The sequence below is a fragment of the Coleofasciculus sp. FACHB-542 genome (genome assembly GCF_014695825.1).
Taxonomy (GTDB): domain Bacteria; phylum Cyanobacteriota; class Cyanobacteriia; order Cyanobacteriales; family FACHB-T130; genus FACHB-T130.
Window position 1 is genome coordinate 216,063 of sequence record NZ_JACJPB010000036.1, and the last position, 14,524, is coordinate 230,586.

Consider the following 14,524-nt stretch of genomic DNA (forward strand, 5'->3'; position numbering starts at 1 on the left):
AATTGGAAAACACAAGGGTGAACCTAATGAGTATGATCTGCACAGACAAACAGCCGAATACCCTAGAAAGTATTGCACTCGCTTCAGCAGAAAGCGTACAAGCAGCTAAAGTCGTTCGCTCGCCTAAAAAGCAGCAATTCGATATCCTGCGCCCACTCCGTCAATGGCTGGACGGAATTGCGATTTCTGACCGTCAGATGGCTGAGCTTCTCGCAAAGGCGATTCCGGCACAGTGCCCCTTTGAGCGTGATATCAAGCTATTTGGTCACAAAGTAGGACACATTCCTCCGTTGTGCAAACTGAATCCGTTTTATGACCAACTGGTAGGATTGCGTTTTCGGGCGCTTTGTTATCTAGTCGATCAATGTGGTGTGGATATCCAGTCCTACATCTAGAAAAAGCTAGAGCAAATTGTGCTAAGGCAAGCATACGCTTTCTGGCGATCGCCAGATGACAGTAAAGGTTCATCAACTCAGTCAATCGCACCTCACCCAGTTGGGCGTCTCCGCTAGACCCATTTGGATGAAAGAAGTTTCCGAATTTTCCTAAACCTACGACGATCCGGAAACTTGCTAGTTTTTAGAAGAGGATGTCACTGTAACGCCGGAAGATGGAAGGCTAGTGCAAAAGGCCAAAGGCGACTTGAGTAACTCCCGCCAGGATGCCTTGCACTTGCAAGATGAAAGATTTTAGCCAGGTAACGCTGCCAACTGCGACTCAATTTCATCGGGATTGAGCTTCTGACCAATAAAGACTAACTGAGTTTGCCGGGTTTCCTGTGGTTGCCAAGGACGGTCATAAAATTGATCGAATCGCGTTCCCACTCCTTGTAATACCAGCCGCATCGCTTTGTTGGGAACTGCCACAAATCCCTTGATTCGATAAATTTCCTGTTGTTGCACCAACGCTTCCAACTGTTCTTGCAGCTTCTGGGGATCGAAAGTACGGTTTAAAATCACCTGAGTTGAGGTAATTTCTTCGTCGTGATCGTGGTCTTCTTCAGTGTCGTGATGACTGGGACGATTATCTAAGTTGTCTTCAACGGCACTCTGGAAGCCCAAGAGAACCTCCGGATCTAATTTTCCGCGATCGCTCGGTACCATCTTGACAGCACGAGACAGTTCTCGTTCAACCAACTTCACGACCTCAGCTTGCTGCGTAGCATTCACCAGATCAGTTTTATTCAACACCACCAAATCGGCACACGCCAGCTGATCTTCAAAAAGTTCTTGCAATGGGGTTTCGTGTTCCAGATTGGGATCTTCCTGGCGCTGGGCATCCACTGCTTCGGGATCGCTGGCAAACGTTCCCGCTGCCACTGCTTCGCAATCCACGACGGTAATCACAGCATCTACCGTTGCTGCGTTGCGAATTTCGGGCCAGCGAAACGCCTTCACCAGCGGCTTCGGTAACGCCAATCCCGATGTCTCCACTAAAATGCAGTCCAGGCTATCTCTGCGCTTCAGCAGTTCTAGCATCGTCGGCAAAAATTCTTCCTGAACCGTACAGCACAAGCAACCATTGGTTAATTCAACAATGTTGCTGGTGCTGTCGGCTTCTTCTGGACAGTAGCCACAAGAACGCAGCAATTCGCCATCAATCCCCAATTCGCCAAATTCGTTGACTAAAACGGCGATGCGGCGTCCTTGATTGTTCTGTAGTAGGTGGCGAATCAGAGTTGTTTTACCACTCCCTAAAAATCCGGTGATAACAGTGACGGGAATTTTGGTAGCCATTGTTTGAAAAGTGTTGAGTTTTGAGTTTTGAATTAATCATTCAGTACCAAGGCAGCTAGGGTGTATCTCTGTTTCTTTACAAGTGCCTTGTATACACGATTGACTATTCTAGGCTGAAAGCTGAAATTTAGGTGGATGGCGCGATCGCTCTAGAGCGATCGCATCTAAATTCTGGATGTCTTTCCCTGTAAGAATCTCATTATTAGATAAATATAAAAACTAAATGCTTTAACCCCTTGTGTAGCAGCTATTTCAAAAATAAGAGATGTTTTCCGTACTACCTTGACAGGCAATCGGCTGGCTCTTTTGGCGATGCGAGTCTATTAACAACAAATAAGATACAGTTATCGCCATCAGCCGGTGCAATGTGAATGGATAGCCCTTCACAAGCTTAAAGATAGTTGATGGTGAATACAGGTGGCTCTATATTAGCTCCAGCTTTTTCCCTCAGCATCAGTAAGCGATCGCTCCAATTCCAAATACTCGCTTTTAGCCGCTTGCCGCCTATGTTTCATCATCACCACTTCTCCTGCACCGCTGGTACAGAAGCGTCATTCAAGCCAATGATTTTTACTTGTTTACACGAAAAAATATTGAAAATTTGTATACATAGCTACTTATTTTTTTAGTTCAAAGAAAGATATTGAGGTCATTATTTTTACTTGTTTTGATGAGAAAATATTAATATTCATGCACATGAATACTCAATCCATTTATCTAAAGATATTATTGAAAAAATTCCTGACACTGGCACGTAGAGGTCAATAATTTATGGCTTACGAACGAGTCTCCAAACGCTCCTCTGGGAATTCTCACATCCATAAAAAAGATTCTCGCTGGACTACCCCTGCGATGCCAGTGCAAGCTAAACCAGTTTCTGCGTCGCCACAAGAGCAGGAACTACCAAGTTACACTCCACTACCCGCTAATTGGGCGACTAATAATAACTTGATGCGGAGTCTGTCAGGGGCAGGAGTAGTCCAGCGTCAGGAAGAGTCGGGCAAAGAGGAGCTAGAACCGATTCAAGCGAAGCTTACCATTGGTCAGCCCGGAGATCAATATGAGCAGGAAGCTGACCAAACGGCACAGCGAGTCGTAAATCAGATTAACGCACCAGTTTCCAAGCAATCATCTCAAGGTGAAACTCTCCAGCGCGAGGAGATGCCTGAAGAGGAAGAACTTCAGATGAAACCCGCATCCGGTACTCTCCAGCGCGAGGAGATGCCCGAAGAGGAAGAACTTCAGATGAAACCCGCATCCGGTACTCTCCAGCGTGAGGAGATGCCTGAAAATGAAGATGAAGAACTTCAGATGAAACCCGCATCTAGCACTCTCCAGCGCGAGGAAATGCCCGAAGATGAAGAACTTCAGATGCAGCGTAAATCAGATAGTGAACCAATGGCGGCTACGCCTGACTTAGAATCATCTATTCAACAGGCTAAAGGTGGGGGACAATCACTCTCGGACAATATCCGAGAACCGATGGAACAGGCATTTGGGGCTGACTTCAGTGGCGTCAAGGTTCATACAGATGCTCAGTCTGACCAGATGAATCAATCCATTCAGGCGAAGGCATTTACAACGGGGCAGGATGTCTTCTTTCGCCAGGGGGCATACGATCCGGGGAGTCGGGGAGGGCAGGAGTTGCTTGCTCATGAGTTGACTCATGTGGTGCAGCAGAATACGCAAAATGCCAAAATTCAGCGTGTGGAGCAAGGAAAGGGGAAGGAAGAAGCAGCAGAATGGGTGAAGAAAAATCCGAGACCAGAAGGTTTAACGCCTTATAACAGGAAGCAGAAAAGAGCAAAACAACCTAGCGATTCCGAACAAGACATAACCTTGACTAATCTGGGACGAACAGAAGGAACGAATGAGTTTCTAAAAACTCTACAAAATCCAGAAACGCTTAAAGCATATCAAGAACTTGAACAATTAACTGGGAAAGATATCCTCAAACAAGCAAGTATTTGGCCCGTAGGTAAAGGGACTTTTGGGACAGTGGTTCCCTATAAAAAATCAGGAAGTTCAGATAGCGATCCTGCCACTCATGTAATTAAGAAAGAAAACCTTGGTGAAAGAGATTATGATGAACGAAAAGCCGAACGTAAGCGAGCTATATATATCCCTTTAGTTGCTCATGAGTTGGGATTTACGCATATGCCGCTTTCTACATCAATGCCGCAAGAGAGCCAGATAGATAATAATAGACAGAACAAACAGAATAATGTCCTTTCTAATCTAGCACCAGGAAAAGATGGCAGCAAAAAGATGCGTGAAATAGCAGAAAGCTTTCCCGATTTTCAAGAAATAAATACAGCTTTTGAAAATTTTGTAAAAGAGAAGACAGGGAAATCTATAGCCAATATTTCAGAGGAAAAACAAAATCAACTCAAAAAAGAATTTGGATTTAATCAAAAAGCATCTGAAGCTTATGAAAAATTTACAAGCGAGAAAACTCAGGAGCTGGATGTAGATGAGCAGCAAATTCAGGATGTAGTCATCCTCGATATGCTGTTTCAGTATCAAGATGGTTCTTATACTCAATATATGTTTAATCAGGGTAATTTACAAAAAATTGATAATGATGATTATGGGATAGGAAAAGTAGATAGGAATAATACTGGAGTATATTCAAGCTCATTTCCCGTTGGATTACCTAACGCCAATAAACTTCTTACTGAGGATACTAAAAAACGCATTTTGGAAATGGATGGGGAACACTTAAAAAAAGTACTTAAGGCAGCTACGTACAAAGATAAATCTGACAATAAACCAAAAGATAAGCAAAAGCAACAGGTATTTGATGAAGCAAAAGCTTTACGTAACTTAGAAGATATTCAGTTTCTAATTAGGGAAGCAGAGCAATATGGTGGAATCTCCCTCCGAGAAGTATTTGACTTATACAATGCTAGAGATAAAGATGAGGTTCTCGATCCTGAAAGCAGCCAAGCAACAAAAGATAAATATAAGTCAAAAATAAGGCAACAAACAAGACAGGATTCAGACGAAAAAGTTGCACCTAGTCAGCTATACAATATTTTAGGTGTTGACTCCCCTACAAACCGACCAGATCTTTTTACAAACTATATTAATGTCCACGAAATTTTGGGAGAACGTGACAAAGAGCGTCAGGAGGAGCTAAAGAAGGAACGTGAAAAACAGGGCGATGCTCCAAGTATCATGGACAATCCAGAGTTTATAGAAGCTATCAAGAAACGCTCGACCCAACTTCGACCAGAGCGCCAAAAAATTGTTCAAGAACGGCAACAAATTGTTCGAGAACAGCAACAAGCTAAAAATTTGAAGGTTCTACAAAAGCTAATTAATGAACTACCTAGTAAATTTGAATCGTTAGAAAAGATTGAGGTAGATGAGCTTTTGAAATCAGCGCAAGAAATTAAAGATACAGAGCAAATCGAAGGTAGCAATCATAGATTTAGTCAGCTCAAGAACTGGAAAGCAAGACGCATTAAAGGCAAGGTTCGGGAACAAATCGCTACACCTATGGCAACTAACGGCTCTAATGTATCAGACAAGTTGTTAAATGAGGCAGAAAAGGAAATTTCAGTCATTAATCATGAAAGGATTAGAAGTAAGGCGATGTATCCCGTGCAGGTAGCCCGCTTTAAGCAACTTATTATAAATAATGAATTTACTCTCGAAAGGAGAACCAATTTCCTCAACAAATACCTCGACACAATCGTAAACAGTATTGATGCTATAGATTCAGTTCCTCTTGAAAAACTGAAAGCTTTTGGTAAGATTCTCTTAGAAGTAACGGCAAAATTAGAAGCTGATATATATGCCTTGAATAAGTTAATAGAGCAGATAGAAAAGATAGTGAATAATGTACTGGAACATAAAGAATACGCCAAAGTTTTTGGAAAAACTAATGTTTTCGAGGAGGGTATTGCTAATTTGAAAAATGTCATTGAGTCATATAAAAAAGTAGCTGAGCGGAGTTCTGAATTTTAGACTCAATCAAAAACCACGCTATATGTAGGGAATTTAGGCGACAATTTTCCTGAAAAAGCACTACTGTGGCATTAGTCTAAACTCCAGGGAGTTGGGTACTCTGAGAATATGAACCGTGTTCTTGACAAGAAAAGACCTTGCCTCAACTCCTCTACTCCTCCAAAAAAGATTAATCGCCTTCACTCCACATCATCCGGTAAGTCTTTATCGTCATCCCAACTTAATTCCAGAAAATATTGCGAGCGCTCACCTCCACAGAACAACAATTTAAGCAATAGCATAGTGCGATCGCTGATTTTGTAGGGTGCGTCTCAATGTACCCTACGAAATGCGATCGCGTTTACTTTGTTGAGGAATCAGCAGAGGATGCGATGGCTCCAGTTCTTGACTCTGCTGCTCCGTTTATCTTTGCTTACAGTTCCCCAAATCACAAATGCTTCTCTTATTGAACAGCTAATTCAACAAGCTACAACTGTCCAAAAAGCCAAAAACCACCCGCAAGCGGTAGCAATTTGGCGCAACGTAATTCTAACGCACCCTAGGCGATCGGTTATTAGAGCCTATCCGCAAAAGCAAAATAAGATAAAAAGTGTTTATAGCGGTTCTCAATTTGAGCGAAATACACTCGTAGGCGCGTTGTGAAGCTATGCGCCTACTCTAAGTTGTATTGGATGCCAGTAGTGAGAACCGCTATAAACCACAGATGAACGCAGATATTCACTTAAGCCAAGGACTTTTTGGATGAGTTATAAGCTACTGGCTAAAGATAAAGATGACTCACGCTTGCGCTTCGTGGTTCATAGTTCGCAAATAATTTTCTATCCCTCAATGAACTATGAACCGTCTTATTAAATCAGGTTGATTTGTGCCATCCTACTTGATTAAGCTTGTTGCCACATCTCTTGAATTTCACCTGGGAGATAGCTAGCAACTTCCTGAATTCGTTCCGAAGACAGCTCCTCTTTGGTTGCAGAAAATACGGCTTTAATAATTGTTTCTGCGTCTCTTCCGGGTAAGTTGCCCTCTTGCCTCAGTCGAACTAAAAAGTTCTCCGGCTTGATTTTTAGCTGGGGTCTTATCTTGCTTAAGAAACTGACAATTGGATTTGTGTCTTCCCACAAATCTTCCACTTCATCAGTTGCTGACTTGTCCAGTTCTTCTTCGACTCGCTCCACCGCTTCATTCGTCATTACGTCGCGCATGGTGCGGAAGACTACCTCAGTCGCATTTTTTGCCTCATCCAGATCGTTTAAGTTCCCCTTTGCCTTGACTTTCTCTAAAAATGCGTGATGTGATGCCATAATTCTCTGCAAACCCTAAAATTATCAAACTTGGTTAAATAAGCGCTCTCAAAATGGGAACACTCAAACTCTAGTTAATTTATAAAAGGAATTTAGTTCTTACGTCTCTCTGAAGAAGTAAATGATTTTACGTAACTTTTATCTGAATTTTCAGCCAATTAAATCGTTAGTTGCTGTATTATTAGCCATTTGATAGAGTAAAAAATATTACCTCCCAAGCGGGATGTGACTTTCTCGGTGTGTGGAAGCGCTGATACAACCGCTGCAATCTTGTAGATTTCTTAAAAGTCCATGCACTTTGTAATTCGGAAAATGAAACCTGTTCATCCCTCGCGTCCAAATCGCTTCATTTCTAGCAATTGGCGAATCGAGCAACTGCCTGGATTAAGTGCTGAAAATCAAGCTGGACTAATAGACTGTGGCATAAGAACCACTTTGCAACTACTCCAGCAAGCCAGTAGCCCAGTGCAAAGACAAGCCTTAGCTACCCAGTTACAGATTCATATTCAACACATCAATAAATGGGTGGCTTTGGCGGACTTGTCTCGCCTTCCGGGTGTGGGTTGCGAATATTGTGGGCTGTTGCTTCATGCCGGAATTGCTTCTTGCGCCCAACTCGCGCAAACGCCCGTTGAAAGGATACATCAACAAATTTTGCGGCTCCAAGTCGCCACTCTACAACGCCGGGATCTCTGTCCCACGCGGGGAGAAATCGCACAATGGATCGACCAAGCGCGTGCAGCTACGCGATCGCCTTCTTGCAGTCGCGTCTAAGAGACATTTCCTTTTACCGCGATGCCCGATAAAAGCTGACAATCCTGAAAGCTTGATGATAATGGCTTCACCATCACCTAGCCTCCAGGATTGTAGAAAATCGTGTGTTGTAGTCTAAGAGTCTTGAGGGAGCGTCAACTTATTATTCGGCAGTTGCGAGATCCGTGCTGCCGCGAGTGCGTTTGCGTGTCAGCGTGTTGAACAGCATCTGACCAATTGCCTTGATCAAGTTGCCATTTAATTCTTGGAACAGCTTCATATTCATGGCAAAAGCATCATTGGCTTCATCCACAATCTTGTCTGCTGTGGCATCATCAATGGGCAGATCGTTCATGGCTTGGCGATAGGTTGCCTTGAACGCCTTTTCATCGTCAATTTCTTGAAATTCGTAGAAAGCTGTCCCTTGCCCATCCGTGAGGTTCATCGCCCGTTGAGCAATGCCCTTGAGGATTTGACCGCCGGACAAGTCGCCAAGGTAGCGGGTATAGGAATGGGCAACTAACATTTCTGGGGCTGAAGTCGAGACTTCGCGGATGCGCTGGATGTATTCTTCAGCAGCAGGCGAGGCAGAGATTTGTTCGCGCCAGTTGGTGCCGTAGTAGTAAGCGAGGTCTTGTTCTAGGCTCTTTTTCCGGTTTAGCTGGGGAAAATAAATCTTAGACAGAATGGGGTGTTGCCGGTGCCCTTCCATCTCTTCTTCCATTGCGGAATAGACGAAGTAGAGGTTCTTTACCAAATTCCGGTAAGAGTTCTTCTCAACAACGCCTTTTAAAAAGCACTTGACAAAACCAACGTTTTCCGCCATTGTGTGGGATTTTTTGGTTCCCTCACGCAATTTGGTTGCTAAATTGCTGCTCATGCTAAATTTCTTATCCCTAAAGTCTACGGAGGAGCGTACCGATCTTTTCCACGGCTTGAAAACCGCTAAAACGTTAGATTAGACTGATTTGCTGAGAATTTTCATTAAGAATTTTGAACATCGGCAGCTCTTGAGGCTAAGTCGCGGGGAAGCAAGGCAGCGACGATTTGGAATTCTAGATCGGGCTAAAACGTCGCTACAAAGCAGCCGCTAGGCTCTCCGTAAACATTTTATAATTTCTCATTTTCTGGAGATTAGGGAAATCAACCCACTAAAAAGGGCGGGTTTCCCCGCCCTGAAAGGCTAATCGATGCCTCATCGTCACCCACATTTAAAAGCTTGAATGCCAAAGCTTGAAACGATGGAATTAAGGTAGATACATCTGTATTGAAACAAGGCTTTGATAGATATCTAGAAAAATCCGCTTCAGTTAGGGGAGTGTCAAGTCCTACTGTGCTGTCTGACTAGAACCAAGACTTGCTTGAATATCCGGAGGCAGAATTACTTTGTCAACAACGTGGATGACGCCGTTGCTGGCTGGAATATTCGGCTGGATCACCTTGGCGTTGTTTATGGTGATTTCGCTGCTGGCACTATCAACCTTAACGGTAACGGGGGTACCTTCAACGGTTTTCACTTCGCCGGATTTTAGTTCGGTGGAAGAAATTTTACCTGGCACCACATGGTAGCTCAGAAGCTTGACTAGAGTTTGTTTGTTTGCTGGTTGCAGGAGTTTGTCCACAGTACCGGCTGGTAAGGCGGCAAAAGCGGCATCAGTCGGTGCAAATACCGTGTATGGCTTGTCTCCAGTTAATTGGTCAGTCAAGCCTGCTGCTTGCACTGCTTTGGTGAGAGTGGTGAAGGAACCATTGCTGGCTGCTGTTTGTGCCAGTTCTCCCAGGTTTTTGTCTTCGGTTGCCGCACCATTGGCTTCAGCACCAGGGGAGGCAGTAGGAGAAACTTCAGCACTGGGTGAGGTAGTAGTTGCAGGAGCTTCAGCAACTGGTGATTCGGTTGTTGCGGTCGAATCGCTCGCCGGAGCTTGGTTCGCTGTGTTTGCACCAGGCTGACCGCCGCAAGCAGAGAGAACGACCAGGCTACCAACACCGATGACGCTGAACAACAGTTTTCCTAAACTTTTCATGAATGGCCTTTTGGTAAAGATAAATTACAGAGCTATTCACAAAAGTTAATAATAAATTGGTCAAGAGCTTCTCAGCCTATGGAGGTATTTAGAGATGCGATCGCGTCTCTCTAAGGAAAGGTGTTACCAAGCTAATGCCAGCCCATCGGCGCGGGGTTCGGAAGCGGCAACCAGTACCCCGCCTTGCCGCAAGATGATCTGACCTTTGCCAAACATTCCCGGCTCTGCGCTGATTTGGATATCATGACCCCGTTCAGCGAGCGCTAAAGCGATATTCCGGGGTACCATCTGTTCTAAAAGCACTGTCTTACCAGCAACAAACCGCCACCTCGGTGCATCCAGCGCTGTTTGGGGATTCATCCCATAGTCTAGGAGGTTGACAACGACTTGCAGATGTCCCTGGGGTTGCATGGGTGCCCCCATGACGCCAAATGGCCCCAAGGGTTGATTGTCTTGCGTCAGAAAGCCGGGAATAATCGTGTGAAAAGGGCGTTTCGCGGCTCCCACTTGATTTGGGTGTCCCGGAGTTAGGGTGAATCCCGATGCCCGGTTTTGCAGAGCGATGCCCGTATCGGGAACCAGAATGCCGCTGCCAAAACCACTGTAGTTAGATTGGATGAAAGATACCATCAGTTCGCTGTCAGCCGCTGCGAGATAGACGGTGCCTCCCTTGGGCAACCCAGGCTGAGCGATCGCAGCTTCTTTTCCAATCAAACAGCGTCGTTCGTCAGCATAAGCTTTGTTTAGCAGGTGTTCTAGGGGCACCTCCATAAACCGAGGATCGCCAATATATTGATGTAAATCTGCAAAAGCCAGCTTCATCGCCTCAATTTGCAGATGGTAGCTAGAAACGGATTCGCGGGGGTAATCGGGTAGGGGATAACCTTCGAGAATATTCAAAGCCATTAGCGTTGCGATGCCTTGAGTATTGGGAGGAATTTCCCAGACGGTAATGTCCCGGTAGTTAGTGAAAATCGGCTGCACCCAGTCGCAGGAGTGGGTTGCCAAGTCAGATGCTGTCAAAATACCGCCGGTTTTAGCGGCAAAGTTAGCGATTTTTTCAGCAATTTCCCCTCGATAAAAGCTTTCCCCTTCAGTTTGAGCGATCGCTCTTAGGGTTTTGGCATGAAGCGGACTCCGCCAAATTTCCCCGGCGGCGGGTGCCCGATTTTCTGGAAAAAATACTTCTTTAAATGGCTGAAACTCTGGTGCAATCAGCGGCAAATAGATTGCCTCGGCTCGCTTCCACGCCCGTGCCGTCTCCGGTGACACGGGAAAACCTTCTTCAGCGTATCGAATCGCCGGGACAAATAGCTGCTCAAACGGTAGCTTTCCCCAACGCTTCCATAATTTTTGCCATCCCGACACCGCACCCGGTACGGTGACAGTCAGCCAACCCAAATCGGGAAATTGCTGCATCCCAGCAAAAGCGTCTAGATTGAGATGGTAGGGACTTTTCCCCGAAGCATTCAATCCGTGCAATTGCCCATCCCAAACTAAAGCGAAAGCGTCTGCACCGATGCCGTTGGAGGTGGGTTCTACGACAGTCAGCGCGATCGCCATCGCGATCGCGGCATCCACCGCATTTCCCCCAGCCATCAGCATTTCCATCCCAGCCAAAGCCGCCAGAGGTTGGCTAGTTGCCACAGCACCTCGTTGCCCCATCACCACTCGTCGGGCACTAAAGTAGGGATAATCGGTTAAATTTTCTGGCGGCATTGTATTTTTAAACCGGGCAATTTATAGCTGGATTAAAGCGGGAAACTCTGTACCAAAGTCGTCTGTACTGCCCCCTGTTCAGCCGGTTCGATCGTATTCATTAGAATAACCGCACTGCGTCCATTTGGGGCTAAGCGCACTTCTCTGAGCGCATATTTCATCGTATTATCGCGGTATGTATTCAGGCTGCTCAAGGTACGTCTCCGATTGTTGTAAATAATCTCAAGTTGGAGGGCAGCACGATCTGTATCCGCATTTCCTCCATACGCAACTGATGGGATATATTTTTGCCGCATTAATACCTGTAGAGGGTCTTTCTTATTCTTCACTAAAAAGGTATAAACTTCACTTCCATCTGGGTTGGTGACGCGAGAAAGAGCAGGCAGTCTTCTTCCTGCCGCTGGACGATTTAATTTTAGTTTGTACCGAATTACCGCAGTTTTTTTGAGTAATTCTGTTTCAGCGGCTTGAGTCGTTGGGTTTGAAGATTCCTGAGTATTTTCTGTTTCTATACAGCCATATTCAACGCAAGAATTTGTAGGTGAATTTACGATTTGCAATTGTGCTTTAGGCGTTTCCGTAATGGGGTTTCGATAACTTTCTAGATAAATATAGTGACGGCTATCGGTTGAGAAACCCGATAGTCTACGACTGGTTTTGAAAATTTCTGCGAGTGCGTCTGAAGATATGAAAATCGTCGCAAGCGCAACAAAACTCAGTGAAATTACGGGTAAACTTTTCATGGCAATCTTATTCTTTTGAATGCAGAGATTATTTGATTTTAAATTTTTACTTGAGGATTGACAATTTCTTTTAAATTAGCGAAACACTCAGTTCCTGCTAAACTGTTACCCGCTCAGCCTAGAAGCTTCTGCACCCTAAAATTCCTTAGAGTCAACTGTAATAGATATTTCCTGGGAGGGATGCTTTTTAGTATTTTTGCTTAATAAAGCTAGGAGTTTAGAGTCAGCAAGCAAACCCCACATTGGCAACAACAAAAGCATCCTCTCTAACCCCCTATTTAAAAAAACAGCGATAGAATATCATCCGTTAGCTCTAAACACTCAAGAAAATTTCAGCATGAACTTTTTTACCTACCTGTTGCACTTAGCCGGATCGGGTGCTGGGGCTTACATTGGTGCCCGCCAAATCCGCGATCCTTTAACGCGCCCAAACGTCCTCGCCGGGTTCCAACTGGCAGAATCTGGTTCAGTTCCATTTCTGCAAGCCTTGAGCGATCGCGCCGCTGCTGAAGGCGATACGTGGCTAGCTGAAAAACTTGCCCGCCACGCCTCTGATGAAAAGCGTCACGGTCAAATTTTTGCCCAAGCGCTGAAGCGGCTGAATAAGGAAGTCATTGACTTCAAGAAAGCCGCTGAAGCCAAGCCAGAGGGTAAGCCGGATGAACGCCGCCGCAGTCCCTTTTTTGAAGCTTACTTTGAAGGATACTCCCAAGAAAGCTTGAAACCGCAGAATATTGACTGGGTGGTGTTCATGGCTAGTACGTATATCCTAGAACTGGATGCCAGCAAAGACTTCGTTCGCATGGCTAATGTGTTACCAGAGGATGAACCGAACAGCGCTAGCTTGAAAAAGGGACTCCTCAGTATCGCCCACGACGAAACCGGACACGCCGCTTATCTTTTAGAAGCGCTAAAGCGTCGCCTCCCAGATGCAGCGGTAGAAGAGATGGTGGATGCGTGGCGGACTCGCAAGGTGAATGCTTTGTTGGCAATGGTGACAAATCTGATGCAGAAAAGCGGACAGATGCCTTCTCTGGTTCAGGATGGCGTTCCCACAGAAATGTCTGAGGAAGCAGAACTAGCGGTAGCTTAACCTATTTTCTCGTTCGCTGATTTCCTATAGGGCTTTCGCATTTAGGCGAACATTTCTGTCACACACCCTGATTTTGAACCCGAAGGCTTCGCCCTCAATCTAGCCGTGGGAAGGGCGAAGCCTTCAGAGCAACTATTGTTACAGCAAGCGTTTTTTCGCTGGAATGCGAAAGCCCCTACAATCATCAGGATGCTGTAGCGCGGTCGATTTGGGCAACTTCTCGATCTGACAGCTTGACATCGACAGCACGCACAGAGTCTTCAATGCTGGAAACTTTACTTGCGCCGGGAATAGGCACAATGGCTGGAGATTTTGCCCGCAGCCATGCTAGGACAATATTGTAGACAGAAACGCTTTTTTCTTGGGCAAGTTGCGCGATCGCATCAATATCTTCCAGTTTGCCCACGCGACGGCTACCACCCAACGGACTCCAAGGTAAAAACGTTAGTTGTTCCTTTTCGCAATACTCCAGCACTCCGTCCTCTTCCGGCTGACGATTCCAAGGATTGTACTGATTTTGTACAGAGACAATCTCAACCACATCACGGGCGCGTTTAATTTGCTCTACTGAAAAGTTAGAGACGCCGACAAACCGGATCATCCCTTGTTCTACAGCTTCTTTGGCTGGTTTGAGCGACTCTTCAATCGTGTAATCTGTATCGGGTGCGTGGTATTGCCAAATATCTATCGGCTTTCCCCCCAAAGTCTCAAAGCTGATCCGAATTGTCTCCCGCAGATGCTTGGGGTTGCCGTTGCGCGTCCAGCTACCGTTAGGGCGCATCAGTCCGCCCTTAGTGGCAACCAGAACATTACTCTTATCACCTGAATAAGAGGAAAGCGCCTTACTAATTAAGCCTTCGTTGTGGTGCTTATCTGATTCATCTTTGCAGTAGGAATCAGCGGTATCAATCAGCGTCACGCCCAAATCGAGGGCGCGATGGATGACTTTGATGGATTCTGATTCTGGGGGTCTGCTACTTAAAGACATCGGCATTCCACCCAGTGCGATCGCGCTGATTTTGACACCTGTATGTCCGAGTTCTTTCGTTTCCATTGTTTGATTTTGCTTTCGTCTTCTACCCCTTCAATTGATTGAAGATTGCCGGATGGAAATCGTCTGTCTGACGGTTAGTTCTCAACAAGCGATCGCAAATTCTGTTGGTCAACACCTTGCAAGGAC

At 45.4% G+C, this 14,524-nt stretch carries 11 protein-coding genes; 4 read left to right on the plus strand and 7 right to left on the minus strand.

The window, feature by feature from the left end:
• Positions 1 to 32 precede the first annotated feature (32 nt).
• Positions 33 to 395 carry a Mo-dependent nitrogenase C-terminal domain-containing protein gene (locus tag H6F52_RS12885; RefSeq protein WP_190410141.1) on the plus strand — a complete coding sequence of 121 codons (363 nt, stop codon included), beginning with the start codon at positions 33 to 35 and terminating at the stop codon, positions 393 to 395.
• A 294-nt stretch (positions 396 to 689) separates the two neighbouring features.
• Here the strand turns inward: H6F52_RS12885 and cobW are convergent, their stop codons facing one another.
• A complete protein-coding gene (cobW, locus tag H6F52_RS12895; RefSeq protein WP_190535195.1) occupies positions 690 to 1,736 on the minus strand; it encodes a cobalamin biosynthesis protein CobW in 1,047 nt (348 codons plus the stop codon).
• Positions 1,737 to 2,507: 771 nt separating this feature from the next.
• Between cobW and H6F52_RS12900 the strand changes: the two genes are divergently transcribed.
• Entirely contained in the window at positions 2,508 to 5,711 is a 3,204-nt protein-coding gene (locus H6F52_RS12900) for a DUF4157 domain-containing protein (protein WP_199300535.1), read from the plus strand.
• 881 nt (positions 5,712 to 6,592) lie between these two features.
• On the opposite strand, the gene H6F52_RS12905 is transcribed toward H6F52_RS12900, so the two are convergent.
• Positions 6,593 to 7,012, minus strand: coding sequence for a DUF2267 domain-containing protein (locus H6F52_RS12905; RefSeq protein ID WP_190429698.1), 420 nt, complete (start codon positions 7,010 to 7,012; stop codon positions 6,593 to 6,595).
• Positions 7,013 to 7,324: 312 nt separating this feature from the next.
• On the opposite strand from H6F52_RS12905, the gene H6F52_RS12910 reads away from it, so the two are divergent.
• A complete protein-coding gene (locus tag H6F52_RS12910) occupies positions 7,325 to 7,786 on the plus strand; it encodes a DUF4332 domain-containing protein (protein WP_190535198.1) in 462 nt (153 codons plus the stop codon).
• 142 nt (positions 7,787 to 7,928) lie between these two features.
• Here the strand turns inward: H6F52_RS12910 and H6F52_RS12915 are convergent, their stop codons facing one another.
• The 4 genes from H6F52_RS12915 to H6F52_RS12930 form a co-directional block, all read right to left on the minus strand.
• Positions 7,929 to 8,645: a heme oxygenase (biliverdin-producing) gene (locus tag H6F52_RS12915; protein ID WP_190429697.1), complete on the minus strand. Its 717-nt coding sequence runs from the start codon at positions 8,643 to 8,645 to the stop codon at positions 7,929 to 7,931.
• A gap of 448 nt (positions 8,646 to 9,093) precedes the next feature.
• The gene (locus tag H6F52_RS12920; RefSeq protein ID WP_190535202.1) at positions 9,094 to 9,789 is read right to left on the minus strand and encodes a fasciclin domain-containing protein; all 696 of its coding nucleotides are present in this window, start codon (positions 9,787 to 9,789) and stop codon (positions 9,094 to 9,096) included.
• 123 nt (positions 9,790 to 9,912) lie between these two features.
• On the minus strand, positions 9,913 to 11,508 hold the full coding sequence (locus tag H6F52_RS12925; RefSeq protein WP_190535205.1) for a gamma-glutamyltransferase family protein: 1,596 nt from the start codon (positions 11,506 to 11,508) through the stop codon (positions 9,913 to 9,915).
• Between the two features lie 32 nt (positions 11,509 to 11,540).
• Entirely contained in the window at positions 11,541 to 12,251 is a 711-nt protein-coding gene (locus H6F52_RS12930) for a DUF2259 domain-containing protein (protein ID WP_190535208.1), read from the minus strand.
• 337 nt (positions 12,252 to 12,588) lie between these two features.
• Here H6F52_RS12930 and H6F52_RS12935 point away from each other — a divergent pair, with 337 nt between their 5' ends.
• Positions 12,589 to 13,344 (plus strand): ferritin-like domain-containing protein, encoded by a 756-nt coding sequence (locus H6F52_RS12935; RefSeq protein ID WP_190535211.1) that lies wholly within the window; start codon positions 12,589 to 12,591, stop codon positions 13,342 to 13,344.
• A 184-nt stretch (positions 13,345 to 13,528) separates the two neighbouring features.
• Here the strand turns inward: H6F52_RS12935 and H6F52_RS12940 are convergent, their stop codons facing one another.
• Positions 13,529 to 14,398: an aldo/keto reductase gene (locus tag H6F52_RS12940; RefSeq protein ID WP_190535214.1), complete on the minus strand. Its 870-nt coding sequence runs from the start codon at positions 14,396 to 14,398 to the stop codon at positions 13,529 to 13,531.
• Positions 14,399 to 14,524: the final 126 nt, after the last annotated feature.

What these genes read in the sequence shown, in the direction of transcription:
- H6F52_RS12885 (WP_190410141.1), top strand. Translation starts at nt 33, where the DNA reads ATGATCTGCACAGACAAACAGCCGAATACCCTAGAAAGTATTGCACTC.
- cobW (WP_190535195.1), bottom strand. Translation starts at nt 1,736, where the DNA reads ATGGCTACCAAAATTCCCGTCACTGTTATCACCGGATTTTTAGGGAGT.
- H6F52_RS12900 (WP_199300535.1), top strand. Translation starts at nt 2,508, where the DNA reads ATGGCTTACGAACGAGTCTCCAAACGCTCCTCTGGGAATTCTCACATC.
- H6F52_RS12905 (WP_190429698.1), bottom strand. Translation starts at nt 7,012, where the DNA reads ATGGCATCACATCACGCATTTTTAGAGAAAGTCAAGGCAAAGGGGAAC.
- H6F52_RS12910 (WP_190535198.1), top strand. Translation starts at nt 7,325, where the DNA reads ATGAAACCTGTTCATCCCTCGCGTCCAAATCGCTTCATTTCTAGCAAT.
- H6F52_RS12915 (WP_190429697.1), bottom strand. Translation starts at nt 8,645, where the DNA reads ATGAGCAGCAATTTAGCAACCAAATTGCGTGAGGGAACCAAAAAATCC.
- H6F52_RS12920 (WP_190535202.1), bottom strand. Translation starts at nt 9,789, where the DNA reads ATGAAAAGTTTAGGAAAACTGTTGTTCAGCGTCATCGGTGTTGGTAGC.
- H6F52_RS12925 (WP_190535205.1), bottom strand. Translation starts at nt 11,508, where the DNA reads ATGCCGCCAGAAAATTTAACCGATTATCCCTACTTTAGTGCCCGACGA.
- H6F52_RS12930 (WP_190535208.1), bottom strand. Translation starts at nt 12,251, where the DNA reads ATGAAAAGTTTACCCGTAATTTCACTGAGTTTTGTTGCGCTTGCGACG.
- H6F52_RS12935 (WP_190535211.1), top strand. Translation starts at nt 12,589, where the DNA reads ATGAACTTTTTTACCTACCTGTTGCACTTAGCCGGATCGGGTGCTGGG.
- H6F52_RS12940 (WP_190535214.1), bottom strand. Translation starts at nt 14,398, where the DNA reads ATGGAAACGAAAGAACTCGGACATACAGGTGTCAAAATCAGCGCGATC.